General features: G+C 76.4%; 20 protein-coding genes. 10 read left to right on the top strand and 10 right to left on the bottom strand.

All coding sequences use genetic code 11. The features are described 5' to 3' along the window. Positions 1–56 precede the first annotated feature (56 nt). A complete protein-coding gene (locus PH191_RS20735) occupies positions 57–245 on the bottom strand; it encodes a hypothetical protein (RefSeq protein ID WP_274196530.1) in 189 nt (62 codons plus the stop codon). Positions 246–274: 29 nt separating this feature from the next. Between PH191_RS20735 and ligD the strand changes: the two genes are divergently transcribed. Together ligD and PH191_RS20725 are read left to right on the top strand one after the other, a co-directional pair. Further along, positions 275–1,288, top strand: a complete 1,014-nt coding sequence (gene ligD / locus PH191_RS20730; protein ID WP_274196529.1) for a non-homologous end-joining DNA ligase — start codon at positions 275–277, stop codon at positions 1,286–1,288. Next, the gene (locus PH191_RS20725; protein WP_274196528.1) at positions 1,285–1,920 is read left to right on the top strand and encodes a CDP-alcohol phosphatidyltransferase family protein; all 636 of its coding nucleotides are present in this window, start codon (positions 1,285–1,287) and stop codon (positions 1,918–1,920) included. Before ligD ends, PH191_RS20725 begins: the two co-directional genes overlap by 4 nt. A gap of 23 nt (positions 1,921–1,943) precedes the next feature. On the opposite strand, the gene PH191_RS20720 is transcribed toward PH191_RS20725, so the two are convergent. Genes PH191_RS20720 through PH191_RS20705 form a run of 4 tightly spaced genes read right to left on the bottom strand, consistent with a single transcriptional unit; the run spans position 1,944 to position 6,293 of the window. Further along, on the bottom strand, positions 1,944–3,443 hold the full coding sequence (locus PH191_RS20720) for a phytoene desaturase family protein (RefSeq protein WP_274196527.1): 1,500 nt from the start codon (positions 3,441–3,443) through the stop codon (positions 1,944–1,946). Beyond that, complete coding sequence (locus PH191_RS20715; protein ID WP_274196526.1) at positions 3,440–4,594, bottom strand: glycosyltransferase family 2 protein; 1,155 nt, start codon at positions 4,592–4,594, stop codon at positions 3,440–3,442. The genes PH191_RS20720 and PH191_RS20715 overlap by 4 nt, the downstream gene beginning before the upstream one ends. After that, the gene (locus tag PH191_RS20710; protein ID WP_274196525.1) at positions 4,591–5,409 is read right to left on the bottom strand and encodes a carotenoid biosynthesis protein; all 819 of its coding nucleotides are present in this window, start codon (positions 5,407–5,409) and stop codon (positions 4,591–4,593) included. The genes PH191_RS20715 and PH191_RS20710 overlap by 4 nt, the downstream gene beginning before the upstream one ends. Next, positions 5,406–6,293: a YhjD/YihY/BrkB family envelope integrity protein gene (locus PH191_RS20705; RefSeq protein WP_274196524.1), complete on the bottom strand. Its 888-nt coding sequence runs from the start codon at positions 6,291–6,293 to the stop codon at positions 5,406–5,408. Before PH191_RS20705 ends, PH191_RS20710 begins: the two co-directional genes overlap by 4 nt. A gap of 164 nt (positions 6,294–6,457) precedes the next feature. Between PH191_RS20705 and PH191_RS20700 the strand changes: the two genes are divergently transcribed. Further along, complete coding sequence (locus PH191_RS20700; RefSeq protein ID WP_274196523.1) at positions 6,458–7,855, top strand: MFS transporter; 1,398 nt, start codon at positions 6,458–6,460, stop codon at positions 7,853–7,855. On the opposite strand, the gene PH191_RS20695 is transcribed toward PH191_RS20700, so the two are convergent. The 5 genes from PH191_RS20695 to PH191_RS20675 form a co-directional block, all read right to left on the bottom strand. Continuing rightward, complete coding sequence (locus PH191_RS20695) at positions 7,837–8,694, bottom strand: DUF1206 domain-containing protein (RefSeq protein ID WP_274196522.1); 858 nt, start codon at positions 8,692–8,694, stop codon at positions 7,837–7,839. The two genes, PH191_RS20700 and PH191_RS20695, sit on opposite strands and share 19 nt — an antisense overlap. Positions 8,695–8,746: 52 nt before the next feature. Continuing rightward, positions 8,747–9,556 carry a DUF2127 domain-containing protein gene (locus PH191_RS20690; RefSeq protein WP_274196521.1) on the bottom strand — a complete coding sequence of 270 codons (810 nt, stop codon included), beginning with the start codon at positions 9,554–9,556 and terminating at the stop codon, positions 8,747–8,749. 107 nt (positions 9,557–9,663) lie between these two features. Next, positions 9,664–10,644, bottom strand: a complete 981-nt coding sequence (locus tag PH191_RS20685; RefSeq protein ID WP_274196520.1) for a glycosyltransferase family 9 protein — start codon at positions 10,642–10,644, stop codon at positions 9,664–9,666. Beyond that, the gene (locus tag PH191_RS20680) at positions 10,641–11,378 is read right to left on the bottom strand and encodes a SigB/SigF/SigG family RNA polymerase sigma factor (protein WP_274191699.1); all 738 of its coding nucleotides are present in this window, start codon (positions 11,376–11,378) and stop codon (positions 10,641–10,643) included. The genes PH191_RS20685 and PH191_RS20680 overlap by 4 nt, the downstream gene beginning before the upstream one ends. A gap of 248 nt (positions 11,379–11,626) precedes the next feature. After that, on the bottom strand, positions 11,627–12,097 hold the full coding sequence (locus PH191_RS20675; RefSeq protein ID WP_274196519.1) for an ATP-binding protein: 471 nt from the start codon (positions 12,095–12,097) through the stop codon (positions 11,627–11,629). 232 nt (positions 12,098–12,329) lie between these two features. On the opposite strand from PH191_RS20675, the gene PH191_RS20670 reads away from it, so the two are divergent. The 7 genes from PH191_RS20670 to PH191_RS20640 all read left to right on the top strand — a co-directional run bounded on the left by PH191_RS20670 (position 12,330) and on the right by PH191_RS20640 (position 19,104). Continuing rightward, the gene (locus tag PH191_RS20670; protein WP_274196518.1) at positions 12,330–12,863 is read left to right on the top strand and encodes a D-glycero-alpha-D-manno-heptose-1,7-bisphosphate 7-phosphatase; all 534 of its coding nucleotides are present in this window, start codon (positions 12,330–12,332) and stop codon (positions 12,861–12,863) included. Then, positions 12,860–13,924 carry a glycosyltransferase family 9 protein gene (locus PH191_RS20665; protein WP_274196517.1) on the top strand — a complete coding sequence of 355 codons (1,065 nt, stop codon included), beginning with the start codon at positions 12,860–12,862 and terminating at the stop codon, positions 13,922–13,924. The genes PH191_RS20670 and PH191_RS20665 overlap by 4 nt, the downstream gene beginning before the upstream one ends. A gap of 61 nt (positions 13,925–13,985) precedes the next feature. Further along, positions 13,986–15,044: a glycosyltransferase gene (locus tag PH191_RS20660; protein WP_274196747.1), complete on the top strand. Its 1,059-nt coding sequence runs from the start codon at positions 13,986–13,988 to the stop codon at positions 15,042–15,044. A gap of 112 nt (positions 15,045–15,156) precedes the next feature. Then, entirely contained in the window at positions 15,157–16,410 is a 1,254-nt protein-coding gene (locus PH191_RS20655; RefSeq protein WP_274196516.1) for a glycosyltransferase, read from the top strand. Further along, the gene (locus PH191_RS20650; RefSeq protein WP_274196515.1) at positions 16,407–17,018 is read left to right on the top strand and encodes a D-sedoheptulose-7-phosphate isomerase; all 612 of its coding nucleotides are present in this window, start codon (positions 16,407–16,409) and stop codon (positions 17,016–17,018) included. Before PH191_RS20655 ends, PH191_RS20650 begins: the two co-directional genes overlap by 4 nt. Then, positions 17,015–18,421, top strand: coding sequence for a PfkB family carbohydrate kinase (locus PH191_RS20645; RefSeq protein WP_274196514.1), 1,407 nt, complete (start codon positions 17,015–17,017; stop codon positions 18,419–18,421). The genes PH191_RS20650 and PH191_RS20645 overlap by 4 nt, the downstream gene beginning before the upstream one ends. Further along, positions 18,418–19,104: an SDR family oxidoreductase gene (locus PH191_RS20640; RefSeq protein ID WP_274196513.1), complete on the top strand. Its 687-nt coding sequence runs from the start codon at positions 18,418–18,420 to the stop codon at positions 19,102–19,104. Before PH191_RS20645 ends, PH191_RS20640 begins: the two co-directional genes overlap by 4 nt. The last annotated feature ends 26 nt before the right edge of the window (positions 19,105–19,130 follow it).

The raw sequence follows: 19,130 nt of genomic DNA, 5'->3' as shown, positions 1-19,130 counted from the left end.
GCACAGGGCACGACGCTCCGCCACGCCCCGGTTACCGACGGGTCACCGCGGCGGCGTCACCGCTCGGGGTCGGTCATCTCGTCGACGTGCTCCTCGACGTCGTCACCCGATGCGGCGACCGCGTCGGAGGTCTTCTGCTCGCGGGGCTTGGCGGGGTCGAGGCCCTCGACCAGCGCCTCCTCGTCGTTGTACTCCGCGACGTAGCGCTGCTCGATGTTCGCGGCGTCGTTGCGCTGCTCGCTCATGGCGCGACCGTAGGCGGTAGGAAGGCGGGGTGCCGGACGACGTGTGGGACCTCCCGCCCGAGCAGCAGCGCGCGCTGCGCCGGGCCGACGACACGGGGTACCGGGCGCCGATGCTCGCGACGTTGTCGAAGGAGCACCCTGGGCGGGCGGGCGTGGACACAGCGGGCTGGGTGTTCGAGCGCAAGCTCGACGGCGTCCGGATGATCGCGACCCGGGAGCGCGGGCTGTCGACGCGGCTGTGGTCGCGCAACCAGAAGCCGATGGACGCGAGCTACCCCGAGATCGTCGAGGCCCTCGACGAGCACGGGCCGGCGAGCTTCGTGCTCGACGGGGAGATCACCGCTGCGGACGGAACGTTCTCGAGCCTGCAGGCGCGCATGCACCTCCAGGACCCCAACCGGGCACGGCGCACCGGGGTGGAGGTCGAGGCGCACCTGTTCGACCTGCTGGTGCTCGACGACATCGACGTCACGCGCCTCCCGCAGTCGACGCGGCACCGGATCCTGGACGCGGTCGTCGACGTGCAGGCGCCGCTGTTCCGCTCGCCGGCCCTCGAGGGCGACCCGTCCGACCTGCTCACCGAGGCGTGCGCCGGGGGCTGGGAGGGACTGATCGCCAAGCGCAGCGAGGCGCCGTACGTGGTCGGGGGGCGCAGCCGCGACTGGCTCAAGCTCAAGTGCGTCCGCGACCAGGAGTTCGTCATCGGCGGCTGGACCGATCCCTCGGGATCGCGGCGCGGGCTGGGGGCGCTGCTGGTGGGGTACCACGCCGCCGGGGTGGACGGGTTGCGGTACGCGGGCAAGGTCGGCACCGGCTACGACGCCGCGACGCTGACGATGCTGCGCGACCGCCTCGACCCGCTGGCGACCGACGAGTGCCCCTTCGCCGACGCCGTGCGCGAGAAGGGCCAGCACTGGGTGCGGCCGGAGCTGGTGTGCGCGGTCGGGTTCGGCGAGTGGACGACCGACGGCCGGCTGCGCCACCCGCGCTACCAGGGCCTGCGCATCGACAAGGACCCGGCGGAGGTCGTGCGGGAGCAGTGACGTCCCTTCCCGACTTCCTCGCTCGCTGGTCGGCGGCGCACGGGGGGATCGAGCCGCGCGGGCCGGTCCTCGGGTGGCTGCGGGTCGTGTTCGTCGTCGTGCGGCCGCTGGCGCGCCGGCGTGTGCCGCCGTGGGTGCTGACCGGGGCGTCGGCGCTGTGCGGGGTGGCGGTGCCCCTCGCGGTCCTGGCCGGGCGGTGGGGTCTGCTGGCCGGGGCGGTGCTGGCGGTGGTGTGCGCGCTGCTCGACGGGCTGGACGGCGCGGTCGCGGTGATGACCGACACCGCGACGGCGTGGGGGCGCGTGCTCGATCCGCTGGTCGACCGGATCGGCGACGTCGCGTTCCTCGTGGCGCTGGTGCTGGCGGGCGCGCCGGGGTGGCTCGCGGCCGGGGTGGGCGTGCTGACGCTGCTCCAGGAGTCGGTGCGGGCCTCGGCGCGGCTGCCCGACGTCGGCGTCGTCAGCGTGTGGGAGCGCCCGTCGCGGGTGATCGTGACGGCGCTCGGGCTGGTCGGGGCGCTCGTGAGCCCGGGCCTGCCGGGGGCGACGATCGCCATCGTGATCGCGGCCGTCCTCGCCGTCGTCGGCTTCACCCAGGTGGTCGTGACGGTCCGCCGCCGCCTCCGCCCGTGAGCGCCCGTGAGCGGAATTCACGGCTATAGCCGGGAATTCCGCTCACGTACGAGGCGCGCGGTGATCTCGGCGGACAGGGTGACGAGGGGGAGGCCGCCGCCGGGGTGGGCGGAGCCGCCGACGAGGTACAGCCCGTCGACCGGCGAGCGGTTGGCCGGGCGCAGGAACGCCGCGAGGGCGCCGTCGGACGAGGTGCCGTAGATCGAGCCGCCGGGCGAGAGGGTCTCGCGCTCGAGGTCGGCCGGCGTGCGCACCGCGCAGTGGCGGATGCGGTGCCGAACGTCCACGCCCCGCTCGGCCATGAGCGCCAGGATGCGCTCGGCGTACCGCTCCCCGAGCCCCGGCGCGTCCCAGTCGACGCCGCCGCCGGGATCGTGGCGCGGGGCGGTGACCAGCACGAACCACGCCTCGGAGTGGCGGTCGGGGCGCAGGGCGGGGTCGTCGGGAGCGTGCACGTACACCGCCGGGGCGGCCGGCGGCTCGGCACCGCGGTACGCGTCGAACTCCGCGTCGTAGGCCGCGCGCGACGGCGGGAAGAGCACCCGGTGGTGCGGGGTCGCCGGGTCCCGTCCGTCGAGCCCGAGCAGCAGCACGAACCCCGACGACGACGGCGTCGTGCGGGCCAGCCGCCGGGCCGACGGCGCGTGGGGGAGGAGCCCGCCGGGCCCGTACACCGTCGCCGCGTCGGCGTTCGCGACGACCACGTCGGCCGGCACGCCCTCCCCGGACCCGAGCCGCACCCCGCGCACCCGCCCGCCGGCGGTGTCGATCGACGTCGCCCGCTCCCCGGTGCGCAGCGTCACCCCGAGCGCCCGGCACCGGTCCGCGACCACGTCCGCGAGCCGGCGCAGCCCGCCGGGCACGTACCAGGACCCGAACTGCTGCTCCACGTACGGCACGACGGCCAGCGCGGCGGGGGCGCGGCGCGGGTCGGAGCCGGAGTAGGTGGCGTAGCGGTCGAGCAGCAGGCCCAGGCGCGGGTCGCGGAGGTGGCGCGCGCCCACTCCGCGCAGGCTGCGCCAGGGGGCGACGGCGAGGAGGTCGCGGACCCGCAGCGACAGGCGCGCGAGCCCGCCGGGGGAGACCGGCGACTCCAGGAAGTGCTCGTGGGTCGCGTCCCACACGCGCTCGGCGTGGCGCAGGAACGCCTCCCACTGCGCGCCGGCTCCGTCGCCGAGCGCCGCGTCCATCGCCGGCGCGATCGCCGGGCGCTCGCCGGGCAGGTCGAGCTCCACGCCGTCGCCGAACCGGTAGCGGGCGGCGACGTCGAGGCGCCGGAGGTCGAGGACGTCGTTCAGGGGCGCCCCGGTGTCGGCGAAGAGCCGCTCGAACACCGCGGGCATGGTCACCAGCGACGGACCGGTGTCGAAGCGGAAGCCGCCGAGCTCGACGGTGCCGAGCTTCCCGCCGACCCGGTCGGCCTGTTCGAGCAGCGTCACCGGGGAGCCGGTGGCGGCGAGCCGCGCCGCCGTCGCCAGCCCGCCGAGCCCGCCGCCGACGACCACGACGCGCGGGTCGGTCACGCCACGGACCGCTGCTCGGACCGCTGCCCGGACCGCTGTTCGGATGGCGACCCCGGCGCGGCCTCGACCGGCCGCCCCCGCCAGCGCAGGGTGCCCGCGCGCCGGCGCCGCAGGGAGTCGACGGTCAGCGCGCCGACCGCGAGCACCGACACCGGGTGGGCGACCGCATCGCGGACGCGGGCGCCCGTCCGCCGGGCGGCGAGCGCCCGGCTCGCGACCCCCGCGAGGTAGCCCACCAGGCCGACCCGCGAGCCGCCCAGTGCCGCCACCGCGGGCAGGACGTAGGTCAGGCCGAGGAGCGCGAGCACCCCGGCGGCGCCCGCCGGCGACCCGAACGCGGCCCACAACGACTTCGCGTAGCCCTCGCGCAGCTCGCCGGCGCCCCGGTACATGCGGCACGTCGCGACGTGCGTCCCGTCGGCGACGATCCCGTGGCCCCCGGCCCGCTTGAGCGCCCGGAGCAGGGCGAGGTCGTCGAGGACCTCGCCGCGGGCGTGGCCGCCGGCGGCCCGGTAGGCCTGCGCGTCGACGGCGAGCAGCTGCCCGTTGGCCGCGGTCAGCGTCGGGCGGGAGGAGAGCTCGGCGGCCCGCAGCGGCAGCATCGCGAGCCACGACCACGCCAGCAGCGGCTGGACCAGGCGCTCGGCGCCGCCCTCGGCGAGCTGGCGCGGGTGCGGCGAGACGAGGTCGAGCCCGCGGCGACGCAGGAGGTCGACCGTGGCGGCGAGGCCGTGCGGCGCGACGCGGACGTCGGCGTCGACGAAGACGAACACCCCGGTGCGCGGGTGCGCCGCGCCCACGAGTTGGTGGCAGGCCCAGGGCTTCGCCAGCCAGCCGGGCGGGGGCGGCACGCCGTCGAGCACGCGTACCCGCGGGTCACCGAGCTCCCGCACCCGCGCGCCCGTGCCGTCGGTGGACCCGTCGTCGAGCACCACGATCTCCACCGGGTCCGACCAGCCCTCGACGGCCGCGAGCAGGGCCCGCACCGCGTCCTGGATGCCGGCAGCCTCGTCGCGCGCCGGCACGAGGACCGCGACGCGCTCGCCCGGGGGCCGCGCGGCCGGGTCGGGGACGGGCAGGCGCCGCAGGTTGTCGACGGTGAGGCCGAGCGAGGCGAGGGCGAGCGTCGTGCCGATCCCGACGAGCTTCACGCGTCGCTCCCGCGGCGGGAGAGCACCACCAGCAGCGGCACCCCGACGAGACCCATGAGCAGCCCGCCGGCGAGCGCGACCGAGGGCCGGCCGAAGAACACCGCGGCGGCCATCGTCGACGACAGGAACGTCCAGCACCACAGCGCCAGCGGCAGCCGGTCGTCGCCGTCGTGGCGGTCGGGCAGCACGCGGTCCAGCGCGGCGATCATCAGCAGGGCGACGAGCAACCAGCCCGCGAAGTTCGACACCGGGATGCCCGGGACCCCGGGCAGCGTCGGCCACGGCTCGAGCCAGTACCAGTGGCCGGCCTCGACCATCTGCGGGTCGAGGAAGACGTCCCAGGTGGCCAGCGCCCAGGCCCCGAGCACGGTGGTGACGCCCCGCCCCCGGCCGAGCGCCGCGGCCAGACGTCGCCCGACGATCAGCGACGGGTACGCCATCATGATCCAGGCGGCCGGGACGACCAGCGGCACGCCGAGCAGGGCGGTCCCGAGCGAGCCGGTGTACGCGTACTGCCCGAACGGCAGCCCGGTCGCGAGGCCGATCGCCTCGGCGGCCAGACCGCCCCCGCCCGCGACGACGACGAGGCCGACGGCGGCACCCGGGCCCCGGGTGAGCAGGGCGTGACCCACCGACGCGCAGGCGAAGAGGACCACCGCGAGCACGGTGAGCGTCGGCGTCCCGCCGCCGGTGAGCGGGAAGGCGATCTGCACGCCGACCACGCCGGCGCCGAGCGCCCAGGGCACGGTGTGCAGGGTCGGGCGGACACCCGGGTGGCCGGTGACGTCGGGCCGGACGCGGGTCGCGTGGCTCATCGACCGGCCCCCACCGCGACGGGCACGGGCTCGCGGACGGGCGGCTCCGCCACCCGAACTGATCGCAGACGCCGGTCGAGCGCGTCGGTGGTCGCCCAGCCCGTCAGCAGCAGCACATGGAGCACGAACATCCAGAGGGCGATCGCGACCGCCGCGCCGACGACGTCGAGCCCGCCGAACGGGATGCCCAGGTCGATCGGCAGGGCGAGGAACAGCAGGAAGCCCTGGAGGAACCCGGCGAGCACCGCGGCGGTCCCGAGCGCCCCGATCAGGGTGGCCCGCCATCCCGGCCCGCCGGGCGCGACGATGCGGAACCCCCAGGCGATCACGACCCCGAGCGCGACGAAGGAGACGTGGAACGCGACGACGATCTGGCCCAGGGTCCCCCCGAACCCGCCGGCGCGGGCGAGGTCGGCCATCAGGGGTGCGGCGGCGAACACCCCGAGGGCGAGCACAGGGACCGCGAGGACCAGCGGCAGGAGCGCGAGGCGCGCGCGCCATCCCGTGAAGCGGTCGTGGCGCGGCGCGAGACGCAGGCACGCGCGCCGCAGGCCCTCGCCGTAGAAGGTGGCCGGGAAGACGGTGACGAGTGCACCCCACGCCCCGAGGTCGAGCCCGGCGCGCACGAGGGCGTCGTAGACCGGCCGCGCCCCCATCTCCGGCGGCACGAGAAGGCGAAGGTCGGCGAGGTACGCGCCGACCGTCTCCGGCGACGTGAGCAGCGCCGCGCCCCACACCGCGAGCAGCAGCCACGGCACGACGCCGAGCGCGGCGAAGTAGGTCAGTCCGGCCGCGACGGCGGCGAGGTCACGCCCACGCAACGTCGATCCGACGTCCCGGGCGAGCGCCAGGCACGCAGCGATCGGTGCGGGTCGACGGGGCACCGGCCGGGCGTACCCGAGGTGGTGGCGGCACAACCGGTCGCGGCACGGGTCACAGCTCCTTCTCAGCCGATATCGCCGACGTACCGATGAGTCCTGCGGACGAACCGAGTCCCAGTCCACGAGTGCGGGGACAACCCCCGCCGCCAGTCGGAGGAGGACGGCTCATGTCTCCGCGACAGCGCACCGGGGTGCTGCTGCTCGCATCGGTGACCTCGCTGATGTGCGCGCTGGACACGCTGGTCGTCTCGACGGCCCTGACGACGATCCGCCGGGACCTCGGCGGCGGCGTCGAGGCACTCGAGTGGACCGTGAACGCCTACAACCTCACGCTCGCCGTGCTGCTCGTCCCGGCGGCGGCGCTGGGCGACCGCTTCGGGCGACGGCGGATCTTCACCGGTGGCCTGGTGGTGTTCACCCTCGCCTCGGCCGCGTGCGCGCTGGCCCCGGACGTGCCGACGCTGGTGGTCGCGCGCGCGGTCCAGGGCGTCGGCGCCGCCGCCGTGACCGCGCTCGCGCTGACCCTCGTCGGCGCCGCGTACCCGCCCGAGCAGCGCGGACGCGCCCTCGGCGTCCTCGAGGGCGTCACCGGACTCGCCGTGCTCGCCGGGCCCGGGCTCGGCGGCGTCGTCACCGACGTCGTCGGCTGGGAGGCCATCTTCTGGCTCAACGTGCCGATCGGGCTGGTCGTCGTGCCCCTCGTGCTCCTGGTGGTGCCGGAGTCCCGCGGCGGCGACACGCGCCTGGACACCCCCGGGGTGGTGCTGCTCGCGGCCGGCGCGCTCGCGCTGGTGTGGGCCCTGACGCGGGGCAACGTGGCGGGCTGGGGGTCGCTCGAGGTGCTCGGGTCCCTCGTCGCCGCCGCAGCGCTGGCGGTGACCTTCGTGCTCCGGCAGCGCCGGGCGTCCGAGCCGCTGCTGCCCGGCCGCCTGTTGCGCGCGCCCGGGTTCGTCGCGGGCAACCTCGCGACCGTCGGCCTGTTCGTCTCGGTCTTCGGCGGCGTCTTCTTCTACTCGCAGCTCCTCGCCGTCGGCCTCGGGTTCTCGCCGCTGCAGGCCGGGCTCGGGCTCATGGCGTGGACGTCGGCGCTGTTCGTGCTCGGGCCGGTCGGCGGCATGCTGGCCGACCGGATCGGCAACCGTCCGCCGCTCGTGATCGGGCTGGTGCTCACGGCGCTGGGGACGGCGTGGGTCGCGATGGCCGCGGCGTCCCCGGACCTCTCCTACGTCGACCTCGTGCCCGGCTTCCTCGTCTCGAGCGTCGGCGGCTCGCTGGCCATGCCCGCCGCGGCGAACGCGGTGCTGGGCGGGCTCGGGCCGGCCGACGTCGGCAAGGCGGCCGGGGTGAACAGCACGCTGCGCGAGCTCGGCGGGGTGCTGGGCCTGGCGCTGCTCGTGGCGGTGTTCGCGCCGCTCGGGGGCTACGCCGACGCCGCCGACTTCCTCGCCGGGTTCGTCCCCACCATGGCCGTGTGCGCCGCGCTCACGGCCGCGGGCGCCGTGGCGGGGCTGTGGGTGCCGCGACGGCCCCGGGTGTCGGTGGGGGCTCAGGGATGCCGGGCGTAGGCGTCCACGAGGCAGTACAGGCCGTAGGCGGCGAAGCCGAGGCTCGCGATCGCCAGGGCCGTCGTGCCCAGCGTGTGCTCGGCGACGGTGCGCAGCGCGATGTCGAGCCCCGCGACCTCGTCCGGGGCGTCGTCGAGGACGGCGCCGAGGGCGAGGACGCCGACCCCGGCGAAGACGACGGCGCGGGTCAGGTTGCCCACCGCGCCGAGCCAGCGGGCGAGGTGGCGCAGGCGCGGGGTGAGCTTCTCGGGGACGAGGTCGCCGAGGAAGGTCGCGCGGACGCCGGTGAACGCGGTGGAGATCGCCGTGATGAGCACGACGACCGCGGCGACGAGGACGAGGAGCCGGCCGCCGGGCAGGGCGAAGAGCTCGGTGGTGACGACCCGCAGGTCGGACCCGTCGCCGGGGCCGCTCACCAGGACGCGCACGGCCAGGTAGGCGACGCCGCCGACGCCGAGGGCCTTGGCGAACGCGCCGATGCGCTTACGCCACCGCAGGCCGCGCCCCTCGACCCACCGGAACCCGACGGTGCCCGCGCGGACCTGCCAGACCGCGAAGGTCACGAGGCACACCGTCGCGACCACGAGCAGGACGCGGCCGAGGACCCCGCTGCGGGCGACGATCGCGACGGCGCCGCCCTGGTCGACCGGCGACATCGCGCCGAGCGCGGCGAGGGACGCGGCGAGCCAGGCCAGCAGGAGGTGCACGATCCCGTAGGCGACGAGGCCGGCGCGGCCCAGGAGCTCCGACCAGTGGCCGGGGGCGTCGTGCCAGTCGGGGTCGGGGGTGTGCGGCAGCCCGCGGGGTGCGGCCGGGACCGGCCCCGAGGAGATCGTCACGGAACCGTCCTATACCTCGGACGGCCGAACGCCACCCTCGTGTGACGAGTCTTCAGCGCGACGTCAGCCGATCGATGCCGGGGCCGGTCCGCTCCACCGCGGGCCACCCGGTGTCGTGGGCGCGCTCGGCCTCCTCGGCGCGGCCCCCGCCGCGCACCCCGAACAGGCGCTTGGCGAGGAGGAGATAGACGATCACGGCGATGTTGACCACCAGGGCGAGGATCTTCGTCGGCGTCGGCCCGTGGCTCAGCTCCCAGAGCTCGGGCGCGAGCAGGACGGTGGTGGCGACGAACGTCAGGTACTCCGCCCAGCGCCGCGCGTACCAGAGCCCGACCGCCTCGACGGCCTCGAGCGCCGCGTAGGCGAGCAGCACGAGCGCGAGCCAGTAGAGCGTGGAGGACGGGACGTCGAAGGCGCGCTCGACCTCGGTGAGCAGCGTCGGACCGCCGTGCCCGACCGGACCGCCGAGGCTCGCCTGGAGGATGCCGACGATCTGGCCCACGGTCGGGCCCCAGCTCTCCCGGTAGGCGGCGAACAGCAGGACGAGGGTGCCGAGCAGCCCGAGGCCGACGACGTGCAGGGCGCGGTCGAGGGCGATGAGGCGCAGCACGTAGCGGTCGCGCAGCGGGCGGCCGCGCAGCGGGACCTCAATGTCGTCGGGCCCGGGGGCGGTGTCCCGGGTGGGGGTCGTGGGCGCCGCCCGGGGCTCCCAGGCGTCGCAGCGCAGGCAGCGGTGCCAGCGCAGGCCCTCGGCGTCCTCCCGCAGGAGCTGCGCGTCCTGCCTACGGACCGTGGCCGCGTCGGTGCCGACGAGCGCGTGCCCGTGCAGCGCACAGCCCAGGAGCTCGTAGCGCAGTCTCACGGATCGTGATGCTAGGCGGGCACGGCTGCTCCGACACGGGTTCGGAAGAAGCTTCGAAAATCGAAGCGTGGTGAACGAGGTGGACGCCGGCCCGCCGCGTCGCACCGTCACGAGCGCGGGCGACCGACAGGGGTTTCCACGATGCTCCGGACGGCGGGGGAGGGGAGCGCGGCCAGGACGTCGGCGGGGGTGACGGCGAGCAGCGCGGGGTCGGGGTCGTCGGCGAAGGGCTCGCCGCGCCGGACCGTGTCGTCGCCGAGCACGACGTGGGGGCCGCCGGGCGGCGGGCCCCACTGCGTCGGGGGCACGGGCCCGAACAGGGTCACCGAGGGCGTGCCGAACGCCGTCGCGACGTGGCTGATGCCGGTGTCGCCCGCGAGGACGAGCGCCGAGGCGGCGACGAGGTCGAGCAGGCCGGCGAGGTCGGTGCGCCCGCCGAGGTCGGCGTCGACGGGCAGGCCCGCCCGGGCCACGACCTCGGCGGTCAGCCGGTGCTCGCTGCTCGAGCCGGTCACGACCACCGGGTGGCCCCGCGCCTGCAGGGCGGCGGCGCACACGGCGAACCGCTCGGCCGGCCAGCGCTTGGCGCCGTAGGCGGCGCCGGGGTGCACGACGACGGGCCCCGAGGCGACGGCCCGGCGCCCGGGCAGCGTGAGGTCGTCGGCGCCGTCCCGCGCCGTCGCGTCGTCGACCAGGCCGGTCGCGGCGAGCAGGTCGCACCAGCGCCGCCGTTCGGGGCGCGCGGGGTCGTCGACCCACGCCGGCCCGTCCCAACCCGGCGCCGCGTGCCCGATCCGCCGGTGCGGGGACAGCGCGTCGAGGCGCGCGTGGCTCTCGGGCCCGCGCCCGTGGAGGTTCACGGCCACATCCACCCGTGAGCGATGTTCACGGCTATAGCCGGGAAAATCGCTCACGTGGGTGTCCACCGCCTCGATCCGCGCCACGAGGGGCGCGAGGGCGTCCGGGGCCACGAGGGCGATCTCGTGGTCGGGCAGGGCCCGGCGCAGCAGGCGCAGGGCGGGGACGGCGACGAGCAGATCGCCCAGGCCGAGGTCGCGCAGGACGACGGCCGTCGGGCGGGGGCTCACCGCGCGTCGCCGACGTCCCCGCGCAGCTGGACCAGCGTCTTCGCGAGCAGGCGTGAGACGTGCATCTGGGAGATGCCGACGTGCTCGGCGATCTGCGACTGCGTCAGGTTGCCGAAGAAGCGCAGCTTGATGATCGTCCGCTCGCGCTGCGGCAGCTTCTCGAGCAGCGGGGCCAGCGTCTGCTGGTACTCGACCTGCTCGAGGGCGGCGTCGGCCTCGCCGAGCAGGTCGGACACCTTCCCGGAGTCGGGGTCGTCGACGAGCATCTCGTCGAGCGAGCCGCTGCGGTAGGCGTTCGAGGCCTCGAGCGCCTCGAGGACCTCCTCCTTGGAGATGCCCAGGTGCTCGGCCAGCTCGGGAGCGTTGGGGGCGCGGCCCAGGGTCTGCGACATCTGCGACATCGCCGCCGACAGGGTGACGTTGAGGTCCTTGAGCCGGCGCGGCACGCGCATCGACCAGGCCTGGTCACGGAAGTGGCGACGGACCTCGCCGGTGATCGTCGGCACCGCGTAGGACAGGAAGTCGGTGCCGCGGTCCGGGTCGTACCGGTCGACGGCGTTGATCAGCCCGAGGGTCGCGACCTGCTCGAGGTCCTCCTCCGGCTCGCCGCGACGCGAGAAGCGCCGCGCGATGTGCTGGGCGACCGGCAGGTGTCCGCGCACCAGCTCGTCGCGCAGCCGCAGCCGCTCCGGCGAGCCCATCTCGAGCTTGGCGTGCTCGGCGAGCTTCGGCATGAGGTGGTCGTACTCGCCCCGCGAGGAGCTGCGCCGCCCGTTCGACCGTCCGCCGGACCCGTTGTCCGTCGTCGCGGTGTCCGGGGCCGGGCGCGGGGCGGTGTCGGTGGAGTCGGTGGTGTGATCGGACTCCGCGGTGTCGACGGCGTCGGCCGTCTCGCTCGTCGTGGTGGTCGCAGCCATGGCGTCGATGGAGGTCACATCCGTCGTCTCTGGAGGGGGAGGGGGCGCCGGGTCGGAGGACGGCGTCACGGCCCCGGGCTCCCGGGACGCTCGGGCATGAAGGACACGGCCGCGTCCCGGGGCAGCACGTGGTCGTCGGCAACCCCGAGCGGATCCCCGAGCGCGGGACGCACGAGCGTCATCCGCAGGGCCAGGCGGTGCGCCTCGCCGGGAGCGGTCGGCGCCTCGGAGAGCACCCGCACGTCGTCGGCCAGGACGGTCAGCACCCGCCACGCGAACGTCGTGGTGGGCAGCCCGGTCGGCCCCGTCGTCGAGACGGACGAGGTGACGGTGATCCGGTCGTCGTCCACCGTGAAGGTGACGGTCAGCTTCGTGCCCGGGCGGGCGAGCCCGGCCATGCAGGTGCACGCCTCGTCCACGGCGAGCCGGAGATCGTCGACGGCGTCGAGGGGGAACTCGGCGCGGGCCGCGAGATCGCCCGCGACGGTGCGCACGGTGACGAGCGCCTCCGGCTGAGCCAGGACACGCACTTCCACGTCACGCGGCGCACCCGGACCCCGGTCCTCAGGGGGCTGGGTACGGATCAACGCGGTTCCCTCCAGGGCGGTCACGTCCGGTTCGAGCGGACAGGACCGGCGCGGTCCCGGTCTCCGGGCGTGTACCCCGGCCCCCCACCCACAAACCGATGCGGCTCGCGCGCCACACGCTCCCCACACCGCGGGGGGACGGGTGTGCGGGGCCCCGCGGTCCGTGGTGTGCTCCCGGGCCGTGAGCACCCGGCCCCGTGCGGTGCTGTTCGACCGCGACGGCACCCTCGTCGTCGACGTCCCCTACAACGGGGACCCCGACGCCGTGCGCGCCATGCCCGGCGCGGCGGCGGCGCTGGAGCGTGTCCGCGCGGCGGGCGTCCCGGTCGGCGTCGTCAGCAACCAGTCCGGCATCGCCCGGGGCCTGCTCGACGTCGGGCAGGTCGAGGCCGTCAACGCCCGGGTCGCCGAGCTCCTCGGCCCGTTCGCGGTGTGGCGGTGGTGCCGCCACGGCAGCGACGACGGGTGCGCCTGCCGCAAGCCCGCGCCCGGCATGGTGCTCGACGCGGCCGCCGCGCTGGGTGTCGCGCCCGGCGACGTGGCGGTGGTCGGCGACATCGCCGCGGACGTCGGGGCCGCCGATGCCGCCGGGGCCCGGGCGGTGCTCGTGCCGACCGCCGCGACCCGCCGCGAGGAGATCGAGGACGCGGCGACGCGCGGCATCCTCGCCGACGACCTGGCCGGGGCGGTCACGCTGTTGGGGTTCCGGCCATGAGCAGGGTGTTGGTCGTTCGCCTCGACAGCGACGGCGACGTCCTGCTGGCCGGGCCGGCGGTGCGCGCCGTGGCCGCGGGCGCCGACGAGGTCGTCATGCTCGTCGGGCCGCGCGGCCGCCAGGCGGCCGGCCTGCTGCCCGGGGTGGACGCCGTCGAGGTGTGGCGCTGTCCCTGGGTCGACGGCGAGCCCCCGCCGGTGACGCGCGAAGGCACCGAGGAGGTCGTCGACACGCTCGCCGCCGTGGGTGCGGACGAGGCGGTGGTGCTCACCTCGTTCCACCAGTCGCCGCTGCCGACCGCCCTCGTGCTGCGCATGGCCGACGTCGGTCGGATCACCGCGGCCTCGGTCGACTACCCCGGCAGCCTGCTCGACGTCCGCCTGCGTCCCGGCGACCCGGCGCTCGACCCGACCGTCGACCTGCCCGACGACCTCCCCGAGGCCGAGCGCGCGCTCGCGATCGCCGCCCGCGCCGGCCACGCGCTCCCCGAGGGCGACGACGGGCGGCTCGCCGTCACGGTCGACGACGACGCCCGCCGCGAGGCCGCCGAGGCACTCGCCGCGCACGGCGTCGACGGCCCCTACGTGGTGCTGCACCCCGGGGCGTCGGTGCCCGCGCGGGCGTGGTCGCCGCACCGCGCGACCGAGGGCGTCGCGGCCCTCGCGGCCGCCGGCCACCGGGTGGTGGTGACGGGCGCACCGGGCGAGGCCGCGCTCACCGCGCGGGTGGCCGGACGCGACGGCGTGGACCTCGGCGGGCGGACGTCCTTCGGTGCGCTCGCGGCCGTGCTGGCCGGTGCGCAGACCGTGGTGGTGGGCAACACAGGACCCGCCCACCTGGCGGCCGCGGTGGGTGTGCCGGTCGTCTCGTTGTTCGCCCCCGTGGTGCCCCCGGAGCGGTGGGCTCCTTACGGAGTGCGACGACTTCTGCTCGGTGATCTAGCGGCGCCGTGCCGGGGCACACGCGCCAGGGACTGTCCCGTGCCTGGTCACCCGTGTCTCGACAGTGTCCGCGCGGAGGATGTCGTCGCCGCGGTGGGTGCTCTCGTGCACGGAGAGTAGTAGTTCCGGGGGAGAAGTTTATGGGTCCCCGGCCGGAACCAATACCTCGCCGGTGACCTTCCTGCCCGCCGCGACGTCCGTTCCGCGGACCGTCCTGCACTGGCACGTGCACGGCTCCTGGAGCACGGCCTTCGTGCAGGGCCGGCACACGTGTCTGCTCCCGGTGCTGCCCGAGGGCGGCCCCTGGGGCGGCGGGCGACCGGCGGCGTGGGACTGGCCGGAACGCGTCCAGGAGGCCACCCCCGAGCAGCTGCGCGAGCGCGCCGACGAGATCGACGCGGTGGTGCTCCAGCGGCCCGAGGAGATCGAGCTGACCGAACGCTGGACCGGTCGGCGCCCCGGCGTCGACCTGCCTGCGGTGTTCGTCGAGCACAACACCCCCAAGGGTGACGTGCCGACGACGCGGCACCCGCTCGCCGACCGCGACGACATCCCCGTCGTCCACGTCACCCACTTCAACGCCCTGGCGTGGGACACCGGCCGGGCGCCGACCCGGGTCATCGAGCACGGCGTGCTCGACCCCGGTGACCGCTACACCGGTGAGATCGGCCGGGCGGCGGTCGTCGTCAACGAGCCGGTGCGCCGCGGACGTGTCACCGGCACCGACCTGCTGGCCGGGTTCGCCGACACCGTCGGTCTCGACGTCTTCGGGATCGGCAGCGAGCGCCTGGGTGAGGCCGTGACCCACCCGGACGTCGCGATCGGCGGCGACCTGCCGCAGGGCCGGCTGCACACCGAGATGGCGCGCCGACGCGTCTACCTGCACCCGGTGCGCTGGACGTCCCTGGGCCTGTCGCTGATCGAGGCGATGATGCTCGGGATGCCGGTGGTGGCCCTCGCCACCACCGAGGTGGCCGTCGACGTGCCGGCCGACGCCGGCGTCGTCGCCACCGACCTGCGGGTCCTGAACGAGGGCCTGCGGACCTACCGCGACGACCCCGACCTCGCCCGCGCCGCGGGCGCCGCGGGACGGGCCTCCGCCCTGGCCCGCCACGGGGTGGACCGCTTCCTGCACGACTGGGAGCGGCTGCTCACCGAGATCGTCGAGGGCGGACCCGGCGGCGTCGACGCGGACGCCGCCCTCGCCCGTGGACCGGGTCGGCTCCAGCCAGCGGGCTGACCCTTCCCCCCCTGTGACCGGCACCCGCCGGTCGTGACCTCTCCGGCGCCCGTGGCGCCACCTGAGCGACGACGCGACCACCCCGCGCGGGGGTCGTGGGAGGAGTGCGCGCATGCGGATCGCGATGGTCTCCGAGCACGCCAGCCCACTGGTGGCGTCGAACGGCCTCGGCGGGGTCGACGCCGGTGGCCAGAACGTCGCGGTGCGCGCGCTCGCGCTGGCGCTGGCCGACGCGGGGCACGAGGTGGTCGTCCACACCCGCCGCACCGACCCGCGCACGCCGCGGCGGGTGCCGATGGCGGCCGGTGTCGTGGTCGACCACGTCGACGCCGGCCCGCCGGCCGAGCTGCCCAAGGACGAGCTCGTCGACCTCATGGACGCGTTCTCGGTCGACCTGGCTGCCTGCTGGCGCGCCGATCGGCCCGACGTCGTCCACGCCCACTTCTGGATGTCGGGGCTGGCGGCCCTGCCCGCGGCCCGGACCCTCGGCGTGCCGATCGTGCAGACGTTCCACGCGCTGGGGTCGGTCAAGCGCCGCCACCAGGGCCCCGACGACACGAGCCCGGCCCGCCGGGTCGCGGCCGAGAGCGATCTCGGCGCGAAGGTCGACCAGGTGCTGGCGACGTGCCGCGACGAGGCCGACGAGCTCGCCGCGCTGGGCGTGCCGGCCGAGCAGGTCACGGTCGTGCCCTGCGGGGTCGACGTGGAGCACTTCACGCCGGCGGGCGATGCGGCGCCGCGGGGATCGACCTCCGGCCGCGACGGGTTCCGCGTGCTCTCGGTGAGCCGGCTGGTGCCGCGCAAGGGCGTCGACACCGTGATCGCCGCGCTCGGGCGCCTGCCCGGCGACGTGGAGCTGACCGTCGCGGGCGGGCCGAGCGCGGACCGTCTCGACGACGACCCCGAGGTCCGCCGCCTGCGGGCGCTCGCCGCGCGGACGGGGGTCGCCGACCGCGTCACGTTCCTCGGGGCCGTTGCCCACGACGCGCTCCCCGGGCTCTACCGCGGCGCCGACGCCGTGGCCTGCGTCCCGGTCTACGAGCCGTTCGGCCTCGTCCCGCTCGAGGCGATGGCCTGCGGGCGCCCCGTCGTCGCGGCCGCCGTGGGAGGGCTCGCCGACACCGTCGTCGACGGCGTCACCGGCCACCACGTCCCGGCGGGCGACCCGGCGGCGGTGGCCGCGGCGCTCGACGCGCTGCGGGCCCATCCCCGCCGCGCCCGGACGTTCGGGCGGGCCGGGCGACGTCGTGCGGTCGCCGAGTACGGCTGGGACCGCGTCGCCGCCGCCCACGAGCAGGCGTACGCGGGCGTCGTCGCGTCGACCACGGTGTCCTCCGGCGTCCTGACCACGGGGAGCCCCGCATGAGCGCCGACAGGATCGTGCACCGGCACCTCGGCGGGCTGCGGGCCACGCTCGACGGCCTGGCCGGGGAGTCCGGACGCATCGAGCGCTGGGGTGTCGACCTCGCCACCCGCCTGAGCCGCGGCTCGCGCCTGCTCGCGGCCGGCAACGGCGGCAGCGCGGCGGAGGCCCAGCACCTGACCGCCGAGCTCGTAGGGCGCTACCGCGGCGAGCGCGAGCCCCTGTCGGCGATCGCGCTGCACGCGGACACGTCCTCGATGACCGCGCTCGGCAACGACTACGGCTACGACGAGGTCTTCGCGCGCCAGGTGCGCGCCCACGGCCGCCCCGGCGACGTGCTGTTGCTGCTCTCGACGAGCGGGCGCAGCCCCAACCTCGTCGCCGCGGCCGAGGCGGGCCGCTCGCTCGGGCTCTCCGTCTGGGCGCTGACCGGACCGGGCCCGAACCCGCTCGCCGAGGCCGCGAGCGAGGCGCTGTGCCTGCCGGGGGAGACCCCGTCGGTGCAGGAGGCGCACCTGGTGACCGTGCACCTGCTGTGCGAGATGGTCGACCGGTCGCTGTCGTCGCGGGCCTCGGCGCCCGCCCGCGCGACCCAGGAGCTCGTCCCGTGAGCGCGCCCCTGGTGATCGTCGGCGACTGCCTGCGCGACGTCGACGTCCACGGCGCCGTCGACCGGCTGTGCCCGGACGCGCCGGCGCCGGTGCTCGCGGCCGAGAGCCGGCGCGAGCGACCGGGCGGCGCCGGCCTGACGGCCCTGCTCGCGTCGCGCTCCTCGTCGCGGCCGGTGCGGCTCGTGACCGCGCTCGGTGAGGACGCCGAGTCGCTGCGCGCCCTGCTGGAGGGCGTCGACGTCGTCGCCGCGACCGCCGGCGGGACCACGCCGACCAAGACCCGGATGCTCGCCGGCGACCGCGTGCTGCTGCGGGTGGACGCGGGCGGGCTCGGGGACGCCGAGGTCTCCTCCGAGGTGCTCGACGCCATCGCCGGGGCCGGCGCGGTGCTGGTCTCCGACTACGGGCGCGGGCTCACCGCCGACCCCGCCGTCCGCGAGGCCCTCACCGCCGCCGCGGCCCGGGTGCCGCTGGTCTGGGACCCGCACCCGAACGGCGCCCCGCCCGTCCCCGGCGCCACGCTCGTCACCCCGAACTTGAGCGAGGCCCGTGCCTACGTGAGCGAAGTTCCCGGCTATAGCCGGGAACTTCGCTCACGGGGGTTCCCGCACGAGCCCGCCGCGCTGGGCGAGGCGCTGCGCGAGCACTGGGGCGTCGACGCCGTCGCCGTCACCGCGGGCAGCCGCGGCGCCGTGCTGCGCGGGGCCACCGGCACCTCGGTGACGCCCGCCGACCCGGCCCGCGGCGGCGACCCGTGCGGCGCCGGCGACCGGTTCGCCGCGACCGCCGCGGTCGCCCTGGCCGACGGCGCCGCCCTCGACGACGCGGTGCGCGCCGCCGTCGCCGCGGCCGCCGACTTCGTGGCCGCGGGCGGGGCGGGAGCGCTCGACGCCGGCGACCCCGAGCCCGGGGCCGCACCGGAGACCCCCACCGACGTCGTCGCCGCCGCCCGTGAGCGCGGCGCGACCGTGGTCGCCACCGGCGGCTGCTTCGACCTCCTGCACGCCGGGCACGCCCGCACCCTCGCGGCGGCGCGGCGTCTGGCCGGCGAGCACGGCGTGCTGGTGGTCTGCCTGAACTCCGACGCCTCCGTGCGCCGGCTCAAGGGCCCCGACCGTCCCGTCGTCGCCGAGGCCGACCGCGTCGAGATGCTCCGCGCGCTCGCCGCCGTCGACGCCGTCGAGGTGTTCGACGAGGACGACCCGCGCACGGTGCTCGAGCGCCTGCGCCCCGACGTCTGGGTCAAGGGCGGCGACTACGCGACCGACGAGCTGCCCGAGACCCCGCTGGTGCGGGGCTGGGGCGGCGAGGTCGTCGCCGTGCCGTACCACGCGGGCCGCTCGTCCACGCGGCTGCTCGCGCGCCTCGAACCCGAACCCGTCCCCACTGGAGGAACACCGTGACCAGCCCTGGCACCGTCCTGATCACCGGCGGCTCGTCCGGCCTCGGCGCCGCCGTCGCCGAGTCCGTCGTCGCCGCAGGCGGCACCCCCGTCGTCCTCGACCTCAAGGCCCCCGACGCCGGGCACGCCTTCGTCGAGGTCGACCTCGCCGACCCCCGCGCCGCCGAGGACGCCGTGGCGCGGGCGAGCGACCAGGTGGGCGGCCTCGACGCCGTCGTCACCGCCGCCGGCATCGACCGCTGCGGGCGCCTCGTCGACGTCGACGCCGCGGAGTGGGATCGCGTCGTCATGGTCAACCTGCTGGGCACCGCCGCGGTCGTGCGCGCCGCCCTCCCGGAGCTCGAGCAGCGCCGGGGCAAGGTCGTCACCGTCTCGTCGACCCTCGGCGTCAAGGCGGTGTCGGACGCGACCGCCTACTGCGCCTCGAAGTTCGGCGTCGTCGGCTTCACCCGCGCGCTCGCCGCGGAGACCGCCGGCACGGTCGGGGTGACGCTGCTGGTCCCGGGCGGCATGTGGACGCACTTCTTCGACGACCGCCCCGACCAGTACAAGCCGGGTGCCGACGCCAAGCTCAACGACCCCGCGCAGACCGCCGACGCCGTGCTCTACGCGCTGACGCGACCGGCCGGCAGCGAGGTGCGCGAGCTCGTCGTCACGTCGTCGGAGGAGGGCTCGTACCCGTGAGGCCAGAGCACGTCGCCTCGGCGCAC

This window comes from Actinomycetospora callitridis (genome assembly GCF_028737265.1).
GTDB lineage: Bacteria > Actinomycetota > Actinomycetes > Mycobacteriales > Pseudonocardiaceae > Actinomycetospora > Actinomycetospora callitridis.
This window is presented reverse-complemented; position numbering and strand designations above follow the sequence as displayed.

Coding starts and splice junctions, on each gene's coding strand:
- PH191_RS20650 (WP_274196515.1), top strand. CDS start 16,407: ATGAGCGCCGACAGGATCGTGCACCGGCACCTCGGCGGGCTGCGGGCC.
- PH191_RS20665 (WP_274196517.1), top strand. CDS start 12,860: ATGAGCAGGGTGTTGGTCGTTCGCCTCGACAGCGACGGCGACGTCCTG.
- PH191_RS20710 (WP_274196525.1), bottom strand. CDS start 5,409: ATGAGCCACGCGACCCGCGTCCGGCCCGACGTCACCGGCCACCCGGGT.
- PH191_RS20680 (WP_274191699.1), bottom strand. CDS start 11,378: ATGCCGAAGCTCGCCGAGCACGCCAAGCTCGAGATGGGCTCGCCGGAG.
- PH191_RS20700 (WP_274196523.1), top strand. CDS start 6,458: ATGTCTCCGCGACAGCGCACCGGGGTGCTGCTGCTCGCATCGGTGACC.
- PH191_RS20655 (WP_274196516.1), top strand. CDS start 15,157: ATGCGGATCGCGATGGTCTCCGAGCACGCCAGCCCACTGGTGGCGTCG.
- PH191_RS20735 (WP_274196530.1), bottom strand. CDS start 245: ATGAGCGAGCAGCGCAACGACGCCGCGAACATCGAGCAGCGCTACGTC.